Origin of the sequence: Flavobacterium sp. W22_SRS_FP1, assembly GCF_052113685.1 — a bacterium.
GTDB lineage: Bacteria > Bacteroidota > Bacteroidia > Flavobacteriales > Flavobacteriaceae > Flavobacterium.
Window position 1 is genome coordinate 1 of sequence record NZ_JBGQOE010000015.1, and the last position, 20,118, is coordinate 20,118.

The window sequence follows — 20,118 nt, forward strand, 5'->3', positions numbered from 1 at the left end:
GAAAAAAGGAGCAAAAAACTATAGTTTTCTACTCCTTTTTATTAACAATTAATTCCTAAAAAGACTTTTTCAGTGCCTTCGTTTTAAACTGAAGCGGTTTTTTAGTCTAAATTGTCCTATCCTGAAATTCAAGAAAATTTTCTGAATTTTGCATACACATTTTTAAAACTTTAAAAATTTGAAATTTAGATTATAGTATCGCAATCATTGAGATTTCTACATTCACATTTTTTGGCAAACAGGCCACTTGAACCGTTTCACGTGCTGGAGCGGTTTTTTCGTTAAAATAAGATGCGTAAACGGTATTTATCTTGCCAAAATCATTCATGTTCATAATGAATATAGTCGTTTTTACTACATTTTCAAATGTCATTCCTGCAGCATCCAGTACCGCTTTCATGTTTTGCATTACCTGTTGTGTTTCGGCTTCGATGCTTTCTGTCACTAGTTCTCCCGTTTCTGGGTTTAGTGCTATCTGACCGGACGTGTATAGAGTGTTTCCTGTAAGTACCGCTTGGCTGTAAGGACCAATTGGAGCTGGAGCTTTTTCTGTAAAAATTATCTTTTTCATGCTATAAAAGGATTATTATTTGAGGGTAAAATTATGTTTAAACTTGAGCCGGCATAGAAAACCAAGAATTTATCGTGTTGTGTTTGTACTTCGTTTATCCCATTTGATGTCACTTAAGACACCTGATTTTATTCCAATAAAGAAGCCCCAATTTGCATTAGTTCCAAATGGAGTCCAATTAAAGTCCATTCTCCAACTCAGTAAGTCGCGCTCAAAACGCAGTTGGGTGAAGGTAACTCCATTTTGTACGAAGTCATAACCGGTCGATATTCCTGCTTTCCATTTGGGTGTCAAATCAGTATTGGCAGAAATCATTATGGAGTTTCCTATGATTTTTTTTTCTCTATTGTTGTTTCCATATGTTAGTGAGTAGGCGAATGTCATATCCCAAGGCAGTTTGGAATTAAAAAACTCCGATATTTTGTCTTCTCCTGTTTCTTCACTTCCGTCGAATTGGCTTTTGGTATTGTCGTTTAGCACAGTATTTTTCCCGAACAGATCATCCGCACGACCACCATTCCTTTGGCTTTGATTATTTTCATCTTTCTTTGCGTCGCCTTTATCCTTACTTGAGAGTGAGTAATTTAATGTCATGTTTGCGCTGGTCATCCTAAATAGGCTTCCCCCATTATTAATATTAAAAAGATTAATTCGGTTTCCAGAATTGTCTATAGCATAAGGGTCTAGGGTTGCTCCAAAATTTACATTCATTTTATTGTCTAACAACTGAGTTCCACCACTAACTCTGACTGGTGACCAGGCAAGGGCGGTTAGCCCGTCTGCATCCAAATTATAGCTAGTTGATAAATTTAAATTATTAAGCAGCATAATTTTTTTAGCTTCTACTTTAGTGCTGTCTTTGTCTTTTACTTTAGCTTCAAAAGTATTGCTCAAGTCAAATCCCATTGTTTTAGAGTTGCTTAAGCCTGGGGCTCCAAATATTCCGCCTTCAAATCGGGAATACTGTTTACTTGTTGTTCCACTTGCGTCTAAAGCATAAGTGTCATAATACTTTTCGAAACTCGGAGTATAACCATAGGAAACTGATGGTCGCATTACGTGTCTAATGGATTGTATTTTTTTGTCTTCACCAAAATTGAAAGTCCCATAAATCGTGGTTCCTACACTAGATGAAAATGAATAGGTTCTAAAAGCATCAAAACCACTTACGGTTTTGTCGACTACTTTACTTTGATCGGCATCATAATTTCTTTCGATCGTTTTGGCGTACCAAACTTCTTCATAGTTTAAAGAAGTTGAAGCGCTAAAATATTTAAATATTTTAAAATTGGTGCTTAAAGGGATACTATGCTGCATTCCTAACTGTGCATCTCTAAACATTTGAGGTTTAAAGAACAACGAATCGGTTGTAGTAATTGTATTTCTACCGCTTAAATTGTACTGCAAATTTATATTCTTAATAAAACCTTTTTTAGTCCCATCCTTTCCTACGAAAGGATAGATGCGATCCAAGCTAAGCTGTAGTGTAGGCAACGTCATATTAATCACTTCCGTTTGTGTGTTTTGTGAATGTGTAGCAGATAGTGACATTCTAACTTGTGGCACGGTATTAAATGTTTTTGAATAAGAAATAGAGGAGTTTAACGTATTATTTAGATTAGAACCAATATTTGCTAGGTTTATCGATTGTTTAAAGTATTTACTACTTCCTAGGTTCACGGAGGCTGAGAATGTAGAGTTTGGATTTGCTTTTGAATCTCTGGAATGGGACCATTGTAGATTATAAATATTTTGTTTTAGATAATCAGGATAGCCTCTTTCACTAGTTATTAAATTTTCGAATCTGAAATTCAGATTGCCGCGGTAGTTGTATCTTTTTGCGTAATATGACTCAAAACGCATTCCGTAGCTTCCATTTGTATAATAATCTCCTGAAACTGTTAAGTCGTAATGATCGTTTAAAGCAAAATAATACCCTCCATTTTGTAACGAAAACCCCCTATTATTAGAATCGTTGTAACTGGGTAATATTAGTCCGGATATATTAGTCTCTTTACTCATTGGAAAATAAGCGAAAGGCAATGCTATCGGAGTAGGGACGTCTGCGATGACCATATTAGTTAATCCCGTTACCACTTTTTTGCCTGGAATAAATTTTACTTTATTGGTTTGAAAATAGTATTCTGGATTATCAATGTTTTTAGAAGTTGAGAATCGCGCTCCTTTTAAAAAGTAAACAGAATCGTTCTCTTTTTTTGTGATTTCAGCCTTAATTTTAAATTCCCCTTGATCTGATCTGGAATTCCAAATTAGAGCTTTTTGTGTCTTAAAATTAAAACGGATAGAATCCGGTTCCACCACATTATCACCTTGCTTAAAATTGGGGTATTGTGTGTATTTACCTGTAGAATCTTTAATTCTTCCGGCATACACTTCGTTTTTTTCGTAATTCAATACAATTATCCCTGCCTTTAACTCAATGTCTTGATAGTATAGTTCAGCTTTGTCGTAGAGTGTTATGAGTTTATTCTTTTGATCAATTCGGGCATATTGTTCCGACTTGTATTTCACTTTTCCGTCAAGAAATGCTTTAGCGGACTTGTTACTATCCTTTTTTTTGATAGAATCGGTTGCGGTTTTGGTGTCTGCAATCTTTTTCACTTCTTCATTAACAGTTGAATTAGAGTCTGTTGATTCTTTTTTAGGAGGTATTATGCTTGTTGCTTTTGAAATATCTTGCGCATATAAGTTTCCACATCCTATTGTTAGGAAAAATGATAGTAAAACGATATTAAATAAGTTTGTCTGCAAAGGTTTAAATGCTATTTTTGTATAACTGTGGCCTGTTTTTTGAAGTGTCAAACTTACAGATTATTTTTTGGCAAAAATAATCAAATAAAAGAATAAGTACCAGTGTGCCAATAAAATTAAATTTTACTTATGAAATTCAATTATTGTAGTTTTTGTTTGATAACAATTTTTATGTTTTTGACCAATACTTCCGCATTTTCTCAAAATGATGAAACCTTTACAATAGTGCTAGATGCTGGTCATGGTGGTAAAGATCCTGGAAATTCTTATCACGGATACACTGAAAAAGGTATTGCACTTAAGACAGTACTTAAAGTTGGTACTTTTTTGGAAAAAACTGATAATGTAAAGATTATTTATACTCGAACAAGTGATGTATTTATTGAACTTGCCAACAGGCCAAAAATAGCAAACAAAGCGAACGCTAATTTATTTGTGTCTATTCACTGTAATTCAGTCAAAAGTTTTCAGCCTAGTGGGACTGAAACTTTTGTAATGGGTTTATCACGAAGTGATCTCAATCTTGAGGTAGCAAAAAAGGAAAATTCTGTTATTTTATTAGAAGATAATTTTAAAGATACTTACCAAGGATTTGATCCAAATAAACCAGAATCTTTAATTGGGTTGACAATCTTACAGGAAGAGAATTTAAATAACAGTATTATATTAGCGACTGAAATTCAAGATAATTTCACAAATAATTTAAAGAGGAATTCGAGAGGTATAAAACAACAACCGCTATGGGTTTTAGATGCTGTATATATGCCCAGTGTTTTAATTGAGCTCGGTTTTTTATCAAACAAAGAGGAAGGTGAGTTTTTAAATTCAGAAGAGGGCCAAGATAAAATGGCTTTGCAAATAGCAAACGCAATTGTTGAATACAAGAAGAAATATTTTGGAACTGGACGGATTGTCGATAGAACGATTCAAAATACTAAATCAACTTTACCTACTGAAACGGCTTCGGATGGCAAAGAAAGCGTCTACAGGGTACAGCTTTTAGCGAGCTCTAAAAAGATTGCTTTAATACCTAGTAATTTTAGAGGATTAAATAATATAACGAGTACGTTTGACAGTGAAATATATAGATATATGTACGGTGAAACTTCTAGTCTTGACACAGCAAAAAAAATGCAGTTAGAAGCTAAGCTTACAGGATATCCAGATGCATTTGTAGTCTCATTTAAATAAAAGAGAATTTTTTTCTTGGGATAGCCATTGTTTTGGAATAATAATTAAATAAGTAAAAACAAATAAATTTTGAAATTGATAAATATTAATAATAACACTTTAAAAGTATTATTATTTCTGTCCTTTTGGACTAGCAGTCTTTCTTTTGGTCAAAACAGTAATTTTAAAGTAACCTTAGATGCGGGGCACGGCGCGCACGATTTTGGTGCGGTCTATAATGGGCATGTCGAAAAAAACATTGCTTTAGCAGTAGTATTAAAGGTAGGCAAATTATTAGAGGCTAATTCGAAAGTTGATGTGACTTATACTAGAAAAACTGATGTTTTTATCGACTTGGTTGAGAGAGCTAATATTGCAAATAGAGCCGATGCCAATATTTTTGTTTCTATTCATTGTAATGCAAATAGAAATACCGCCGCTGATGGGACAGAAACTTACGTAATGGGTATGAACAAGGTTGCTTCTAATTTGGAGGCTGCCAAAAAAGAGAATTCCGTTATAACATTAGAGAAGGATTACAAACGCAAATACGAAGGCTTCGACCCGAACTCTCCTGAAACAATGATTGGGTTGACTTTGATGCAGGAAGAGTACCTTGATAATAGTATATCATTAGCAAGTAAAATAGAAGATTCATTTGATGGACTTGGTAAACGAATAAGAGGTGGCGGTGTTAAGCAGGCTCCATTTATGGTGCTGCACAAGGCTTATATGCCAAGAGTCTTAGTGGAAATGGGCTTTATTTCAAACTATATAGAGGGAAATTTATTGGATTCTGAAGAGGGTCAAAATGAGATTGCCAAAGCGATTGCTGATGCAATCATCAGCTATAAAAATGAGTATTATGGTAATGGCGGAGTTGAAATTAACGAAACACGACCTTCGCAAAAAAATATAGAAAATAATAGCAAAGACAGTTCGATTCCGGTTGAACCTAAAAAAACAATACCTAAGCAAGTTAATTCTAATATTCTTTTTAAAGTTCAAATTTCAGCTAGCAGCAAAAAAAAGGAATTGAGACCTACTAACTTTAAAGGATTAAGCAATATCTCCATTGACTTTGATAGTACCATATATAGATACATGTACGGGGAAACTTCAGATTATAATGAAGCAATGAGGCTATTGGATCAAGCAAAAGAAAAAGGCTATGGTTCTGCTTTTCTGATTGCGTTTAAAAATGGGAAAAAGATTAGCCTGCAAGAAGCAATTAAATTATAACAAGTCCATTATTTTATATTAAATTTGTCAAAAACACTTACATTTTGAAATTAACGAGGGAAATAAAAACGTCAATCTTAGTTATTGCATCTATATTGTTATTTATTTGGGGATATAGCTTTTTAAAAGGAAGAGACCTGTTGACCAGTTACGTAACACTATTTGTAGAGTATGAAACGGTTGAAGGTTTAACTACATCTGCTCCAGTAACTTTAAATGGATTAGTTATCGGTAGAGTAAAAGATATCACAATACAGCCCAATACTGGGAAATTATTGGTAGAACTGCAAATCAAAACTGATTTTCCAATTTCTAAATCTAGCGTTGCAACTATTTATGAACCGGGCTTTATTTCAGGAAAACAGATTGCAATTGAGCCGAATTTTAAAGACAAATCTATTTCAGTAGATGGTCAAATAATAAAAGGTAATATAAGGTTGAGCCTTACTGAAACTGTTGGGGATAAATTAGTTCCAATAGAAGAAGAGTTAGAAAAAATTATGGCGAATGCGGATATTTTAATTACGGGGATCAATAATACCTTAGATAAGAAAGCTCAAGATGATTTAGGCAAAAGCCTGAGTGAATTGAGTGCAACTATGGTGCAATTCCATAAAGCTTCACTGAGCATGAATACAATTTTAGACGAAAATAAAGCTCAAATAAAAGGAGTTGTCAGAAACTTCAACAATATTTCTAACGACTTTTCAAAAATATCGGATTCATTAAATAAAGCTGACTTAGGCAAAACGGTTAAAGAGCTAAACAAAACGCTAGCCAAAGTTGACGGTATAATGAATGGTCTAAAATCTGGAAATGGGACAATGGGTAAATTGTTGAATGACGAAGCCTTGTATAACAATTTAAACAAAACTTCTCAAGAGTTGGAGCTATTGCTGCAAGATGTTCGACTACACCCTACAAGATATGTGAATGTTTCTCTTTTTGGAAAAAAGGACAAACCTTATAAAGCGCCAATTAAAGACACGATCTCACAAAATAAAAACTAATTTTAATGAGCTATCTAGACAATATATTATTTGCTGTATTATTGATTATTGGTTTTGGTTATTTTTTTATTAGCATAAAAAAAATCAAACGAAATATAAATCTAGGTATAGAAGTAGACAGGAATGATAATCCAGGTGCGCGTTGGAAAAACATGGCTATGATTGCCATGGGACAGTCCAAAATGGTAAAACGGCCGATAGCTGGAGCGCTTCATGTTGTTGTTTATTTAGGATTTATAATTATTAACATTGAGTTACTAGAAATAATCATTGATGGTTTATTTGGTACACATAGAGTTTTCGCTTTTCTAGGTTCAACATACGATTTTTTAATTGGCTCTTTTGAAATATTGGCGGTATTGGTTCTAGTTGCCGTAGTTATTTTTTGGATAAGAAGAAATGTAATAAAGTTGAGACGTTTCGTAATGGGAGACTTAAAAGGATTTCCTAAAAATGACGCCAATTATATACTCTACTTTGAAGTTGTTTTAATGACATTGTTTTTATTGATGGATGCTTCTGATCTACATTTACAAAACGTGTCAGGTGGTTTTTCCCATTTTATAAAAGCAGGTTCTTTTCCAATAAGTCAGTTTATTGAACCTATATTTAATGGAATGTCAAATGAATTGGTGATGCTTCTTTTTGAAGTCTTCTGGTGGTTGCATATTGCAGGGATTCTAGTTTTTATGAACTATTTGTATTTTTCGAAACACCTACACATACTTTTAGCTTTTCCAAACACATATTTTGCCGACCTAAACCCTTTAGGACGATTTGATAATTTAGAAGCAGTAACTAAAGAAGTTAAAATGATGATGGATCCTAATGCTGATCCTTTCGCTGCTGCTCCTGCCCCTGAAGACGATGTTCCAAGTAAATTTGGTGCAAGTGATATTCAGGATTTAAATTGGGTACAACTGTTAAACGCATATACCTGCACAGAATGTGGCCGATGTACATCCGCTTGTCCAGCCAATATAACTGGTAAAAAACTGTCGCCCAGAAAGATCATGATGGATACTAGGGATCGAATGGAAGAAGTGGGTAAAAATATTGATGCTAACAAGGGTGTTTTTATTCCAGATAACAAAACCTTGTTGAATGATTACATTACAGCTGAAGAACTTTGGGCCTGTACCTCATGTAATGCCTGTGTAGAGGAATGTCCGGTGAATATAAGTCCTCTCTCTATTATTATGGACATGCGACGTTATTTGGTCATGGAACAAAGTGCTGCTCCAATGCCTTTAAACGCGATGATGACAAATATTGAGAATAATGGAGCTCCATGGCAATACAGCCAGCAGGATAGGTTAAATTGGAAAAACGAAAACTAATACCATTCAAAAGTGGTTCTATTAAGGGGTTTATAGTTGTTTTTTAATAATTAGGTTAGAAACAAACTATTATAATTCTAGATAATTAAGTTAGCACTCAAGTTTATGATTACAGCAGACACCAATAAATATTAGATTTCAGATAGTTAAAAATTTGAAATTTGATTTTTAAACTTTAAATAATATATATATGTCAGAGAATTTAATAGTGCCTACCATGGCAGAAATGCTAGCCGAAGGGAAACAACCAGAGGTTTTATTTTGGGTAGGTTGCGCAGGAAGTTTTGATGATAGAGCAAAAAAAATAACCAAAGCATTCGTACGAATTTTAAACCGCACAAATGTCTCTTTTGCAGTGCTCGGCACGGAAGAAAGTTGTACTGGAGACCCAGCTAAAAGGGCTGGAAATGAATTTTTGTTTCAAATGCAGGCTATGATGAACATTGAAGTTCTGAATGCGTATGAGGCAAAAAAAATTATCACAGCCTGCCCGCATTGTTTTAATACTATAAAAAACGAATATCCAGAATTGGGAGGAAAATACGAAGTATTGCATCATACTGAGTTTTTGAAATCTCTTTTAGATGACGGAAGATTGACAATCGAGGGAGGACAATTTAAAGGAAAGAAAATAACATTTCATGATCCATGTTACTTGGGAAGGGCTAATAAAGTCTATGAAGCTCCAAGAGATTTAATTCGTAAACTCGATGTGGAATTAGTTGAGATGAAACGTTCTAAGGCTAATGGATTATGTTGTGGAGCTGGTGGAGCACAAATGTTTAAAGATGCAGAAGCTGGAAACAAGGAAGTCAATATAGAAAGAACGGAAGAGGCATTAGAAACCAAACCTGATATTATAGCTGCGGGTTGTCCGTTTTGTAATACAATGATGACTGACGGTGTGAAAAACAAAGAGAAAGAGGGAGATGTAAAAGTAATGGACATTGCCGAGTTAATTGCTAATGCGGAAGATTTGTAGTTAAGAAAGCATAGATATAAAAGAGGTTAAAACGTTAGTCGTTTTAACCTCTTTTTGTTTTTAGTGTCGATTGTAGTTGATCGAGATGCTTTTTTCAATGCTTTTCACAATAGAATGAATTTTTTATCGACCTAGGTTTAGTTATCTAAATTGAAAGCCTTATTTTTGTATTATAAATTTTTATTATGCTAGTAGATTTTAATACACTTCCTGAAGAATCCAGAATATGGATCTATCAATGCAATCGCAAATTTTCGGACGCTGAATTTTCAGAAATCGAAATAGGCTTAAAATCTTTTCTTGAAAATTGGGCCGCGCATGGCACTGGCCTTTCCTCGTCGTACCAACTTAGATACAATCGTTTTATAATTATTGCTGTTGATCAAGAGGTTCAGGCGGCAACTGGATGTTCGATAGATTCGTCTGTGGAGTTCATACAAGGTTTAGAAAAGAAATACAATGTTGATTTATTGGATAAAATGAATGTGACTTTCAAATTGGGTGAACACATAGCTCATAAGCCGTTAATTGACTTCAAAAAAATGGTAAAGGACAAAGCTGTTACTGAAAACACTGTTGTTTTCAATAACTTAATCAATAATATACAAGAGTACAATGAATCTTGGGAAGTTGCCGCAATTGATAGTTGGCATAGTCGTTTTTTCTAAAATAAAGATACCTTAATGAAAAATCTAGACATCAGAATTTATATTCTCTATGTCTTGTTTTTTTTTATAGCCAGTTGTAGTGGCATAAAACAAAATAAGCCAAAGGTAGTCTTTTCCCCTATTCCTACCGAGGTCGTTACCGCGGACATTGAACAAGTACAGAATAAAGCAACTCATTTTGATCTATCGGATAACGGAAAAAAATGGGTAGACAGTGTTTATTCTTCAATGAGCTTGGAGGAGAAAATTGGGCAATTGTTTATGGTCGCTGCTTATTCAGACAAGGACGATGCGCACGGTAACATCATTGAAAAACTCATAACAGAAAATAAAATTGGAGGTTTGATTTTCTTTCAAGGCGGACCAGTGCGTCAAGCTAAATTGACCAATCGTTTCCAAGAGAAATCAAAAGTACCGCTGTTTATTGGGAATGACGCTGAGTGGGGACTAGGTATGAGACTGGATTCAACTTATAGTTATCCTTATAATATGACACTTGGAGCGGTTCAAGACCTTAAACTCATTGAAAAAATGGGGGTTCAAATTGGTGAGCAAAGTAAAAGGCTTGGATTGCAGTTTAATTTTGCCCCGGTGATCGATATTAATACCAATCCCAAAAACCCTATTATTGGTTTTCGTTCCTTTGGTGAAGACAAATATAAAGTGACCGAAAGAGCAACCGCAATAATGAAAGGGCTGCAGCGTGAAGGTGTTTTTGCGACCGGAAAACATTTTCCAGGCCATGGTGATACCGAAACGGATTCTCACAAAGGCCTACCTACAGTAAACTTTTCGAAGGAAAGATTACAAGTCATGGAGTTTTACCCATACAAGAAAATGTTTGAGCAGGGACTTTCTTCCGTTATGGTGGCACACTTGAATGTTCCGAGTTTGGAATCAAGAAGGAATTACCCGTCTTCGATTTCCTATAACGTGGTTACTAATACCCTTCAAAAAGAACTAGGTTTCAATGGCCTTATTTTTACCGATGCACTTAACATGAAAGCAGTTAGCGACTTTAATAAAGAAGAAATAGTAGATCTAAAAGCTTTTATGGCGGGTAATGACGTATTATTATTTCCCAAAGATGTACGGGTAGCAATTGAAGTTTTTAGACAGGCCTACCAAGACTCCTTGTTGACGGAAGAACGAGTGGCTTTCTCCGTAAAAAAAATCCTGAAATTTAAATATTTGGCGGGTTTAAATTCTTATAAACCTATAGAAACAGCGAATGTGCATCAAGATCTTAATTCTTCAAAAAATGATGCCTTGCAATATGAATTGTACGAGGATGCCGTCACTGTTCTAAAAAACACAAATTCTATTTTGCCAATCAAGGAATTGGAAAATCAAAAAATAGCGTATGTGAAAATGGGTGACGCTACAAACAGTACTTTCATTTCAACCCTTAAAAAATATGCGGAAGTTACAGAGATATCGGAAGCTAATTTGGACAGCTTGCAATCAAAGTTAAAATATTTCACTACCGTAATTATTGGATACCATAAATCTGATGTAGCATTCAAGAATTACGATTTTACATCTGAAGAATTAGCTACTTTGGCTTTTTTATCCAAAAATAACAATGTAATACTAGATATTTTTGCATCCCCTTATTCATTACTTCCCATTACTAATTTTGCGGACATAAGAGGTTTGGTAGTTTCTTATCAAAATAGTGCAATCGCACAGGAAGTTTCTGCTGAACTAATTTTTGGTGCGATAAGTTCCAAAGGAAAGTTACCGGTTACAATCAATACTGATTTTGTTGCTGACTTTGGCCTTTCCACTGAAAAACTAAATGTATTAGGTTTTACTGCTGCCGAAAATGTAGGTATGAACCCTGCGATATTATCGAAGATTGACGGTATTGCCCAAAAGGCAATAAGCGGAAGAATGGCTCCCGGTATGCAGATCCTTGTGGCGAGAAAAGGAAAAGTTGTTTTCCAGAAATCGTATGGTTCTTTTACTTATGATGGTGATGTTAAAGTTTCAAACACCGATTTATATGATGTCGCTTCTCTGACAAAAATTTTATCTACTTTGCCCAATGCCATGTTGCAATATGATGCCCAGAAAATAAATATGGAAACGAGATTAGATTCTATGTTGCCTATTTTTAAGAATTCAAATAAAAAGGACATCCGCTTTAAGGAGTTATTATCTCATTATGCTCGATTACAGCCTTGGATTCCATTTTATAAAGCCACCATAGATAAAAACGGTAATCCTTTGGATGCATATTATAGAAAAGTTAGTGGAGTTCCGTTTTCAACGAAAGTAGCGGACAGCCTTTTTTTAAGGAATGATTACCATGATACCATTATGGAAATCATTGCGGACACTAAGTTGTTGCCTCAAAAAGGATACAAATACAGTGACTTCACTTTTATAATCTTAAAAGAATATTTGGAAAAGTTAACGGGAGAAAAACTGGATGTCTTAAGTCACGAAAATTTCTATAGTCGCCTTGGTGCTAATAATACCATGTATAATCCGTTGCAAAAAGTAAACAGGAATAGAATCGCACCTACAGAAATTGACACTTATTTTCGGCACCAAACTATACAAGGCTATGTTCATGATATGGGAGCTGCCATGGAAGGGGGAGTGGGAGGCCATGCTGGCATCTTTTCTAATAGTATGGATGTTGCCAAAATAATGCAACTTTATTTGCAGAAAGGAAATTATGGTAACCAGCAGTATTTCTCTAAAAAGACTTTCGATGATTTCAACACCTGTTATTTTTGCGCTGAAGGTAATCGTAGGGGTGTTGGGTTTGATAAACCACAGTTGGGAAACAGTGGTCCCACTTGTGGTTGTGCATCAATGACTAGTTTTGGTCATACCGGATTTACAGGAACTATGGCTTGGGCAGATCCCGAAGCCGAAATTGTCTATATCTTTTTATCTAATCGAACTTATCCAAATGATTCTGTAAATAAATTGTCAAAAGAAAATATTAGGGAGGACATACAAGAGATAATATATGATTCGATTGAGGATTAATATATTTCTCAAATGCCCAACTATAATTAGAATTTAAGATTTATAATTTTTCTGTTTTAAAAGAAATGGCATTCCTATTTTTCATAAATTCGTTACTTTAAAATTCATCCATGAAAATTGCAATAGTTTGTTATCCCACGTTCGGTGGAAGTGGCGTTGTCGCTACAGAGTTAGGTCTTGAATTAGCGCGTCAAGGTCATGAAGTTCATTTTATTACCTACAGTCAACCTGTGCGTTTGGCATTACTAAATCCAAATGTTCATTATCATGAGGTAAATGTTCCAGAATATCCTTTGTTTCAATATCAGCCTTATGAATTGGCTTTGTCCAGCAAGTTGGTGGATATGGTCAAGCTTTATAAAATAGAAATACTACATGTTCATTATGCTATTCCTCATGCCTATGCTGGATATATGGCTAAACAGATGCTAAAAGATGAAGGGATTGAAATCCCCATGGTCACTACACTTCACGGTACAGATATAACCTTGGTTGGGAATCACCCTTTCTATAAACCGGCTGTGAGTTTTAGTATCAATAAATCGGATGTCGTGACTTCTGTTTCCCAAAGTTTAAAAGATGACACTTATAAATTATTCAATATTAAAAAAGATATACATGTGATACCTAATTTTATTGAGTTAGACAAGAATAACAATGATCCTGATATTGCCTGCCACCGCTCAGTTATGGCAAAACCAAGTGAGCGTATTATTACTCACATAAGTAATTTTAGAGAAGTAAAAAGGATTCCTGACGTGATCGAAATATTTTACAAAGTCCAAAAGGAAATCCCCGCCAAATTAATGATGGTAGGTGACGGACCTGAAAAAGAAAAAGCAGAGTATTTGTGTCAAGAGCTAGGTATACTTGATAAAGTAATCTTTTTTGGCAATAGTAATGAGATTGATAAAATATTGAGCTACACAGATCTATTTTTGTTACCGTCAAAAACAGAAAGTTTCGGTCTCGCGGCACTAGAGGCTATGGCTTGGAGTGTCCCTGTAATTTCAAGTAATTCAGGAGGTTTGTCTGAGGTGAATTTTGAGGGGATTTCGGGCTATTTAAGCAATGTTGGCGATACGGACCAGATGGCAGAGAACGCCTTGAAGATTTTAAGGGATGATAAAATACTTTTAAAATTTAAAGAAAATGCATTGTCGGTGGCCAAAAAATTTGATATTAAAAACATTTTGCCGCTTTATGTGGATTTATATGAAAAAGCGATAAAGAAATATTCGAAAAAGAAGAAGTTATTGAACGCACCAAAATAAGTATGAGTTTTGAAACTATCCGTAAAAAAAATAAAGAAAATCAGTTTGTCATTACTCATACTACTGCTTGTTTCTTGCGGAACTAGTGCTCCTGTAAATTCAGAAAGAGAAGCTTTGTATGAAGTTTTGACGCAACAAACTGATGGTGGTGCAAACATTCGTTTTTTTGAAATCCTGACGGAACCAAACGAGATCAGAATGTTACAGAATGACAAAAAGTTAAAAAATAAAATTAGTCCAGCCGATGTCCAAAAATCAAACTTTGTTATTTTGAATATGGGGGAGAAAAACACAGGTGGTTATTCTATTGCAATTGAAAGTGCAGTAGAAACAGAAAAAAACATAATAATCACAGTAAAAGAGAGTAGTCCTGAGCCTGAGGCAATGGTAAGCCAAGGTTTCACTTACCCTTTTTGTGTAGTGAAGATAAATTCAAAAAAAGAGATTATCATTAAATAAAAAACGCCACTATTTCTAGTGGCGTTTTTTGTAATATATTTAATGTTAGAATTGGTACCTAAGTGCTAAAGCCACATCAGAACCATAATTGTTTTTGTAATATCCATTTCCACCAATTTCCGGTCTGAAATCTAATGAAATTAACAACGGGATATCAAAATTATATTCAACACCTATATCCCCAGCTGCAAAAACAAATGTGTCATTATAGGAATTCCCATTATTGTCATAACTGTAACTACCTACACCCCCACCTACACCAGCGTACCAGTTGAAACCACCGTCAATGTTCCAAACCCATTGGTATAAACCAGTTAATTTGATAGCATCATCATCATAACCATTATTGTTAAAATCACTTCTGTTTCTCCAACCTAAGTCAAATTCTAAACGATTATTACTAGACAAGGCTCTTTGATAAGAAAGTTCTCCTCCAAATCCACCATTGTCTCCGAAACGAAGTCCTAATGCATTCTTTGATATGTCTTGTGCCTGTGCGCTAAATGCTAATCCAATTAGCATAAAAGCAGATAAAATAATTTTTTTCATAAATAATTTTTTGTTAAAGCAAAAGTATAACGAAAGCATAGTAAAATAATTATAAAATAATTGTTAATTGTTTCAAAATTCACATATTAGTAGCGGTCTTTATTTTGCAATAATGAATGAATTGATCATTTGGTTACTTATGATATCTTCCATTTCAAACAGGTTTTCTTCAACTGCATAATTAGAATCTTCGTATCGGTGTAATTTCCATCGTTTTTTGTTATATTCTAATGCTGTGAGATTCTCCACCCAGTCTCCAGAATTTAAATATATGGTTGAACCATTCTTGGTTTCTTTTTTTGTGATTTTGGGCTCGTGAATGTGTCCGCAGATGACATAATCATATTTTTTTTCAATGGCAATATCGGTAGCGGTTTCTTCAAAATCCGAGATGTGTTTTACCGCTTTTTTAACGCTTGCCTTTATTTTTTTTGAAAAAGAATAAGGCTCTTTGCCCATTTTTTTTAGGCACCAATTAACAAAACGATTTGCCATTATTAAATAGTCATATCCCCAGCCTCCCATCTTAGCAATCCATTTAGCATGATGAACCGAGGCGTCGAATACGTCGCCATGAAATATCCAGGCCCTTTTGTCATCAAGTTCCAATACTAATTTATCAACTAAAGCAAAATTACCCATATTTATGTCGCTAAACTTGCGGAGCATTTCGTCATGATTACCAGTAATATAGTAGACTTTAGTGCCTTTAGTGGCGAGGCTTATTATTTTTTGTATTACTTTTAAATGGGTTTTTGGAAAATAGGATTTTCTGAATTGCCAGATGTCGATAATATCGCCGTTTAAAACTAAAGTTTTTGGTTTAATAGAGCATAAATACCTATTGAGTTCAATGGCATGACTACCAAACGTTCCAAGATGTACGTCAGAAATGACAACTAACTCAACTTTTCTTTTTTTCAATTAAATAAAATTTAAAGTTTTACAAATAAAGCAATGTTCAACTAGAGTTGTTTTAATATAATGTTATCAATTTGTTTTTAGTATTAACAAAAGCGAATGCTATCAGGTTAGCATTTTGTTTATTAATGCTATTTTAAAATTTTTTATTTTAGGGCATAAAACATATATTTGTGCAAAACTATTTACAATGGCAGGAAACAGCTACGGCACACTATTTAGGCTAACAACTTTTGGAGAATCACATGGAGAGGCCTTAGGAGGAATAATAGATGGTTGTCCATCAGGAATAGAGATAGACCTAGAGGCAATTCAACTTGAAATGTCTAGAAGGAAACCAGGCCAGTCTGCAATTGTGACCCAAAGAAAAGAGCCAGATGACGTTCAGTTTTTGTCAGGAATCTTCGAAGGTAAAACTACAGGAACCCCGATAGGATTTATTATTCCAAATACCAATCAAAAATCAGATGATTATTCTCATATAAAAGACAATTATAGACCTAGTCATGCGGACTATGTTTATGATAAAAAATATGGGGTACGTGATTATAGAGGAGGCGGAAGAAGTTCCGCTCGTGAAACTGCCAGTAGAGTAGTGGCAGGAGCAGTTGCAAAACAAATGTTGTCTGAGATCAAGATCAATGCTTATGTTTCTTCTGTGGGACCTATTTTTTTGGAAAAACCCTACCAAGAGCTTGATTTTTCTAAAATTGAAAATAATCCTGTAAGATGCCCTGATGAAGAATCGGCGATCATCATGGAGCAATATATTCGTGAAATACGCAAACAAGGAGATACGGTTGGAGGAACGGTAAGCTGTGTAATACAAAACGTGCCAATCGGATTGGGCGAACCCGTTTTCGACAAGCTTCATGCAGAACTTGGTAAAGCAATGCTGTCCATAAATGCCGTAAAAGGTTTTGAGTTTGGGAGCGGATTCGCTGGCGCCAAAATGAAAGGCAGCGAGCACAACGACTTATACAATGCTGACGGTACTACAAAAACAAATCTCTCTGGAGGTATTCAAGGAGGAATCAGTAATGGTATGGATATTTATTTTACAGTCGCGTTTAAACCAGTCGCGACTATTATGCAAAAACAAGAGTCTTTAGATAATAAAGGAAAGATAACCGAAATGACAGGTAAAGGACGTCATGATCCTTGTGTGGTGCCTCGTGCAGTTCCTATTGTCGAAGCAATGGCAGCAATAGTTCTCGCCGATTTTTATTTGATAAACAAAACTTACAGTAAATAATAGTTATCATAAACCACTAACCAAATAAATGACCACAACCCCAGAAACTAAGAAAAAATCAATTTTCGCTAACTTAACTAGCCAAATACTTATAGCCATGGTATTAGGGGGTATTTTAGGTATCATAATTCATAATACAATCTCAGAGGAAGCCGCTTTAGGATTTAGCAACAAAATTAAAATACTTGCCACTGTTTTCATTAGACTAGTGCAAATGATTATATCACCTTTGGTATTCACTACTTTAGTTGTAGGAATAGCTAAACTAGGAAACGTTAGTGCTGTTGGTAGAATTGGCGGGAAGGCTTTGGGTTGGTTTTTCACTGCTTCTTTTATTTCACTTTTATTAGGGATGTTTTTTGTAAACCTATTGGAGCCTGGAGTTGGACTTAATTTATCGAATGTTGATTTGACATCAGCCACAGAAGTTGCAGCTAAGACACAAAGTATTTCCTTCGAAAATTTTATAGAGCACATCGTACCAAAAAGTATTTTTGAAGCGATGGCAACCAATGAAATTCTGCAAATTGTAGTATTTTCAATTTTCTTTGGTTTGGCCGCTGCTGCTATAGGAGACTACGTAAAACCGGTTGTTAATGGTTTAGATAAAATGTCTCACATTATTCTAAAAATGGTAAACTATGTAATGAACTTTGCGCCAATTGGTGTTTTTGGAGCAATTGCGGGTGTTTTTGCCGTTAGGGATTTTCAAGAATTAGCGATTACATATTTTAAGTTTTTCGGTTCTTTCTTAATCGGAATTTCTTCACTTTGGGTTATACTGATTCTTGTAGGTTATATTTTTCTTAAAAGTAGAATGACCGTTTTGTTGAAACGAATTGTAAGCCCATTAATTATCGCTTTCGGTACAACGAGTAGTGAAGCGGTTTTCCCAAAATTGACCGAGGAATTAGAACGATTTGGAGTTAAGGATAAGATTGTTTCATTCATGTTGCCTTTAGGATATTCTTTTAATCTTGATGGTAGTATGATGTACATGACTTTTGCCAGTATATTCATTGCACAAGCTTATGGTGTGCATTTGGACTTGGGAACACAAATGACTATGTTATTAGTACTGATGCTGACAAGTAAAGGAATTGCTGGAGTGCCAAGAGCGAGTTTAGTTGTCGTTGCGGCTATTTGTGGCATGTTTGACATTCCAATCGAAGGGATAGCATTAATATTACCAATTGATCATTTTTGCGATATGTTTCGAAGTGCAACTAATGTTCTAGGGAATGCATTAGCTACGTCGGTGGTCGGGCAATGGGAAGAAAAAAATGAAACGGATATGATTGCAATAGATTAGATTGATTAGAAAACCCCTGATTTCAGGGGTTTTTTATTGATAATAAGTTAGGTTTCTTTAATATAATAAAAATTAAAACATGAAAAAGCTCGCAATGCACTGGAAAATTCTAATAGGAATGGTATTAGGGTTGCTTTTCGGATTGTTGATGAAAAATTTGGAACAAAATGGATTAGTAATTGATTGGATTAAACCTTTTGGCACCATTTTTATCAACCTGCTTAAAATGATAGCCGTTCCATTAATAGTAGTTTCTCTAATAGTAGGATTAGCAGATTTGAAGGATATTTCTAAACTTTCTAAACTGGGGAGTAGAACTGTTTTGTTTTATTTATGTTCAACAGTAGTAGCAGTTACTATTGGTTTGGTTTTGGCAAACACAATAAAACCAGGAAGTTATGTAAATGAAGAATCTAGAATAACTTTGCTCGAGAATTTTTCAGGCGACGCATCACAGAAAATAGAATTAGCTGTAAAAGCTAAGAATAGTGGACCTCTTCAGCCTTTAATAGATATTGTTCCAGACAATTTCTTTAAAGCCTTAAGTGATAACGGAAGTATGTTACAGGTAATCTTATTTGTCATACTAATCGGTATTGGACTCATATTAATTGAAGAAAAAAAATCAAAACCGGTTATAGAATTTTTTAAAGGACTGAATGAGGTAATTATGAAAATAATTGACATTATTATGTTGTTTTCGCCTTACGGTGTTTTCGCTCTTATGGCGGCTTTAATGGTTGAAATACCAGATTTTTCTACCTTAGGTGCGCTAGGAATTTACGGTTTAACCGTTTTGTTAGGCTTGTTTGTTATGGCTTTTGTTTTCTATCCGACATTATTGATGATTTTTGCAAAAGTAAATCCTATTAAATTTTTCAAAGCGATTGCTCCAGCTCAACTTCTTGCTTTTTCTACCAGCTCTAGTGCTGCTACACTTCCTATTACTATGGAATGTGTGACCGAGAACCTTGGCGTTGACGAGGAAGTGTCTAGTTTTGTATTACCTCTAGGTGCTACTGTGAATATGGACGGAACTAGTTTGTATCAAGCGGTGGCTGCCATCTTTATTGCCCAAGCAATGCTTCCTGAGGCATTAGATCTTCAGACACAGTTGATGATTGTTGTTACGGCGACTTTAGCTTCCATAGGTTCTGCAGCTGTTCCCAGTGCCGGTATGGTGATGCTTGTTATCGTACTTGGTCAAGCCGGTATTCCGGAGGCTGGATTAGCACTTATTTTTGCGATTGATAGGCCTTTAGATATGTGTAGAACTGTTGTCAATGTCACAAGTGATTCTACAATAGCAACGATTGTTGCAAAATCCGTAGGAAAATTAAAAACACCTAAGGGATTTTAAGTGCATTTTTTATTACGGCGATAGATGATTGTAATGGTTATTAAAAGTCTAGTTTAAGTTAGTCGATTAGATTTATTGATTATTTGAAGTGGCACCATAGTTAAGTGTTAGTTACATCTAATGCCTCATTTTAATTTTTTAAATGAGTGTGAAACAGTTCGTTTATTTCTTACGACTTTGCTTTAAAATGTATTAAAAACCAAGTGATTAAACAATTCGCACCT

16 protein-coding genes are annotated in these 20,118 nt (G+C 34.8%); 12 read left to right on the forward strand and 4 right to left on the reverse strand.

The annotated features are described in order from the left end of the window. Window positions 1–190 precede the first annotated feature (190 nt). On the reverse strand, window positions 191–571 hold the full coding sequence (locus tag ACEN2H_RS09850; protein WP_441732171.1) for a RidA family protein: 381 nt from the start codon (window positions 569–571) through the stop codon (window positions 191–193). Window positions 572–640: 69 nt separating this feature from the next. Beyond that, window positions 641–3,394 (reverse strand): putative LPS assembly protein LptD, encoded by a 2,754-nt coding sequence (locus tag ACEN2H_RS09855; RefSeq protein WP_441732172.1) that lies wholly within the window; start codon window positions 3,392–3,394, stop codon window positions 641–643. A gap of 78 nt (window positions 3,395–3,472) precedes the next feature. Between ACEN2H_RS09855 and ACEN2H_RS09860 the strand changes: the two genes are divergently transcribed. From ACEN2H_RS09860 to ACEN2H_RS09900, 9 genes are all read left to right on the forward strand, one after another. After that, window positions 3,473–4,534: an N-acetylmuramoyl-L-alanine amidase family protein gene (locus tag ACEN2H_RS09860; RefSeq protein ID WP_441732173.1), complete on the forward strand. Its 1,062-nt coding sequence runs from the start codon at window positions 3,473–3,475 to the stop codon at window positions 4,532–4,534. A 78-nt stretch (window positions 4,535–4,612) separates the two neighbouring features. After that, on the forward strand, window positions 4,613–5,755 hold the full coding sequence (locus ACEN2H_RS09865; RefSeq protein WP_441732243.1) for an N-acetylmuramoyl-L-alanine amidase family protein: 1,143 nt from the start codon (window positions 4,613–4,615) through the stop codon (window positions 5,753–5,755). Window positions 5,756–5,799: 44 nt separating this feature from the next. Next, entirely contained in the window at window positions 5,800–6,765 is a 966-nt protein-coding gene (locus tag ACEN2H_RS09870; protein WP_441732174.1) for an MlaD family protein, read from the forward strand. A gap of 5 nt (window positions 6,766–6,770) precedes the next feature. Continuing rightward, window positions 6,771–8,105 carry a 4Fe-4S dicluster domain-containing protein gene (locus tag ACEN2H_RS09875; RefSeq protein ID WP_441732175.1) on the forward strand — a complete coding sequence of 445 codons (1,335 nt, stop codon included), beginning with the start codon at window positions 6,771–6,773 and terminating at the stop codon, window positions 8,103–8,105. Between the two features lie 190 nt (window positions 8,106–8,295). Continuing rightward, window positions 8,296–9,087 carry a (Fe-S)-binding protein gene (locus ACEN2H_RS09880; protein ID WP_441732176.1) on the forward strand — a complete coding sequence of 264 codons (792 nt, stop codon included), beginning with the start codon at window positions 8,296–8,298 and terminating at the stop codon, window positions 9,085–9,087. A 185-nt stretch (window positions 9,088–9,272) separates the two neighbouring features. Continuing rightward, on the forward strand, window positions 9,273–9,755 hold the full coding sequence (locus ACEN2H_RS09885) for an ABC transporter ATPase (protein WP_441732177.1): 483 nt from the start codon (window positions 9,273–9,275) through the stop codon (window positions 9,753–9,755). A gap of 15 nt (window positions 9,756–9,770) precedes the next feature. Further along, a complete protein-coding gene (locus tag ACEN2H_RS09890) occupies window positions 9,771–12,764 on the forward strand; it encodes a glycoside hydrolase family 3 N-terminal domain-containing protein (RefSeq protein WP_441732178.1) in 2,994 nt (997 codons plus the stop codon). A 110-nt stretch (window positions 12,765–12,874) separates the two neighbouring features. Continuing rightward, window positions 12,875–14,038 carry an N-acetyl-alpha-D-glucosaminyl L-malate synthase BshA gene (bshA, locus tag ACEN2H_RS09895; protein WP_441732179.1) on the forward strand — a complete coding sequence of 388 codons (1,164 nt, stop codon included), beginning with the start codon at window positions 12,875–12,877 and terminating at the stop codon, window positions 14,036–14,038. Window positions 14,039–14,083: 45 nt separating this feature from the next. Next, a complete protein-coding gene (locus tag ACEN2H_RS09900) occupies window positions 14,084–14,497 on the forward strand; it encodes a protease complex subunit PrcB family protein (protein ID WP_441732180.1) in 414 nt (137 codons plus the stop codon). A 45-nt stretch (window positions 14,498–14,542) separates the two neighbouring features. Here ACEN2H_RS09900 and ACEN2H_RS09905 read toward each other — a convergent pair whose 3' ends face one another. After that, window positions 14,543–15,046 (reverse strand): hypothetical protein, encoded by a 504-nt coding sequence (locus tag ACEN2H_RS09905; RefSeq protein WP_441732181.1) that lies wholly within the window; start codon window positions 15,044–15,046, stop codon window positions 14,543–14,545. A gap of 99 nt (window positions 15,047–15,145) precedes the next feature. Then, window positions 15,146–15,970, reverse strand: coding sequence for a UDP-2,3-diacylglucosamine diphosphatase (locus tag ACEN2H_RS09910; RefSeq protein ID WP_441732182.1), 825 nt, complete (start codon window positions 15,968–15,970; stop codon window positions 15,146–15,148). A gap of 187 nt (window positions 15,971–16,157) precedes the next feature. Here ACEN2H_RS09910 and aroC point away from each other — a divergent pair, with 187 nt between their 5' ends. From aroC to ACEN2H_RS09925, 3 genes are all read left to right on the forward strand, one after another. Then, entirely contained in the window at window positions 16,158–17,222 is a 1,065-nt protein-coding gene (gene aroC, locus ACEN2H_RS09915) for a chorismate synthase (protein ID WP_441732183.1), read from the forward strand. A 28-nt stretch (window positions 17,223–17,250) separates the two neighbouring features. Beyond that, on the forward strand, window positions 17,251–18,534 hold the full coding sequence (locus tag ACEN2H_RS09920; protein WP_441732184.1) for a dicarboxylate/amino acid:cation symporter: 1,284 nt from the start codon (window positions 17,251–17,253) through the stop codon (window positions 18,532–18,534). 79 nt (window positions 18,535–18,613) lie between these two features. Next, complete coding sequence (locus ACEN2H_RS09925) at window positions 18,614–19,894, forward strand: dicarboxylate/amino acid:cation symporter (RefSeq protein WP_441732185.1); 1,281 nt, start codon at window positions 18,614–18,616, stop codon at window positions 19,892–19,894. The last annotated feature ends 224 nt before the right edge of the window (window positions 19,895–20,118 follow it).

Bases quoted from the DNA above. Each gene is read 5' to 3' on its own strand.
- ACEN2H_RS09850 (WP_441732171.1), bottom strand. From the start codon at position 571: ATGAAAAAGATAATTTTTACAGAAAAAGCTCCAGCTCCAATTGGTCCT.
- ACEN2H_RS09860 (WP_441732173.1), top strand. From the start codon at position 3,473: ATGAAATTCAATTATTGTAGTTTTTGTTTGATAACAATTTTTATGTTT.
- ACEN2H_RS09875 (WP_441732175.1), top strand. From the start codon at position 6,771: ATGAGCTATCTAGACAATATATTATTTGCTGTATTATTGATTATTGGT.
- ACEN2H_RS09880 (WP_441732176.1), top strand. From the start codon at position 8,296: ATGTCAGAGAATTTAATAGTGCCTACCATGGCAGAAATGCTAGCCGAA.
- ACEN2H_RS09885 (WP_441732177.1), top strand. From the start codon at position 9,273: ATGCTAGTAGATTTTAATACACTTCCTGAAGAATCCAGAATATGGATC.
- ACEN2H_RS09890 (WP_441732178.1), top strand. From the start codon at position 9,771: ATGAAAAATCTAGACATCAGAATTTATATTCTCTATGTCTTGTTTTTT.
- bshA (WP_441732179.1), top strand. From the start codon at position 12,875: ATGAAAATTGCAATAGTTTGTTATCCCACGTTCGGTGGAAGTGGCGTT.
- ACEN2H_RS09905 (WP_441732181.1), bottom strand. From the start codon at position 15,046: ATGAAAAAAATTATTTTATCTGCTTTTATGCTAATTGGATTAGCATTT.
- aroC (WP_441732183.1), top strand. From the start codon at position 16,158: ATGGCAGGAAACAGCTACGGCACACTATTTAGGCTAACAACTTTTGGA.
- ACEN2H_RS09920 (WP_441732184.1), top strand. From the start codon at position 17,251: ATGACCACAACCCCAGAAACTAAGAAAAAATCAATTTTCGCTAACTTA.
- ACEN2H_RS09925 (WP_441732185.1), top strand. From the start codon at position 18,614: ATGAAAAAGCTCGCAATGCACTGGAAAATTCTAATAGGAATGGTATTA.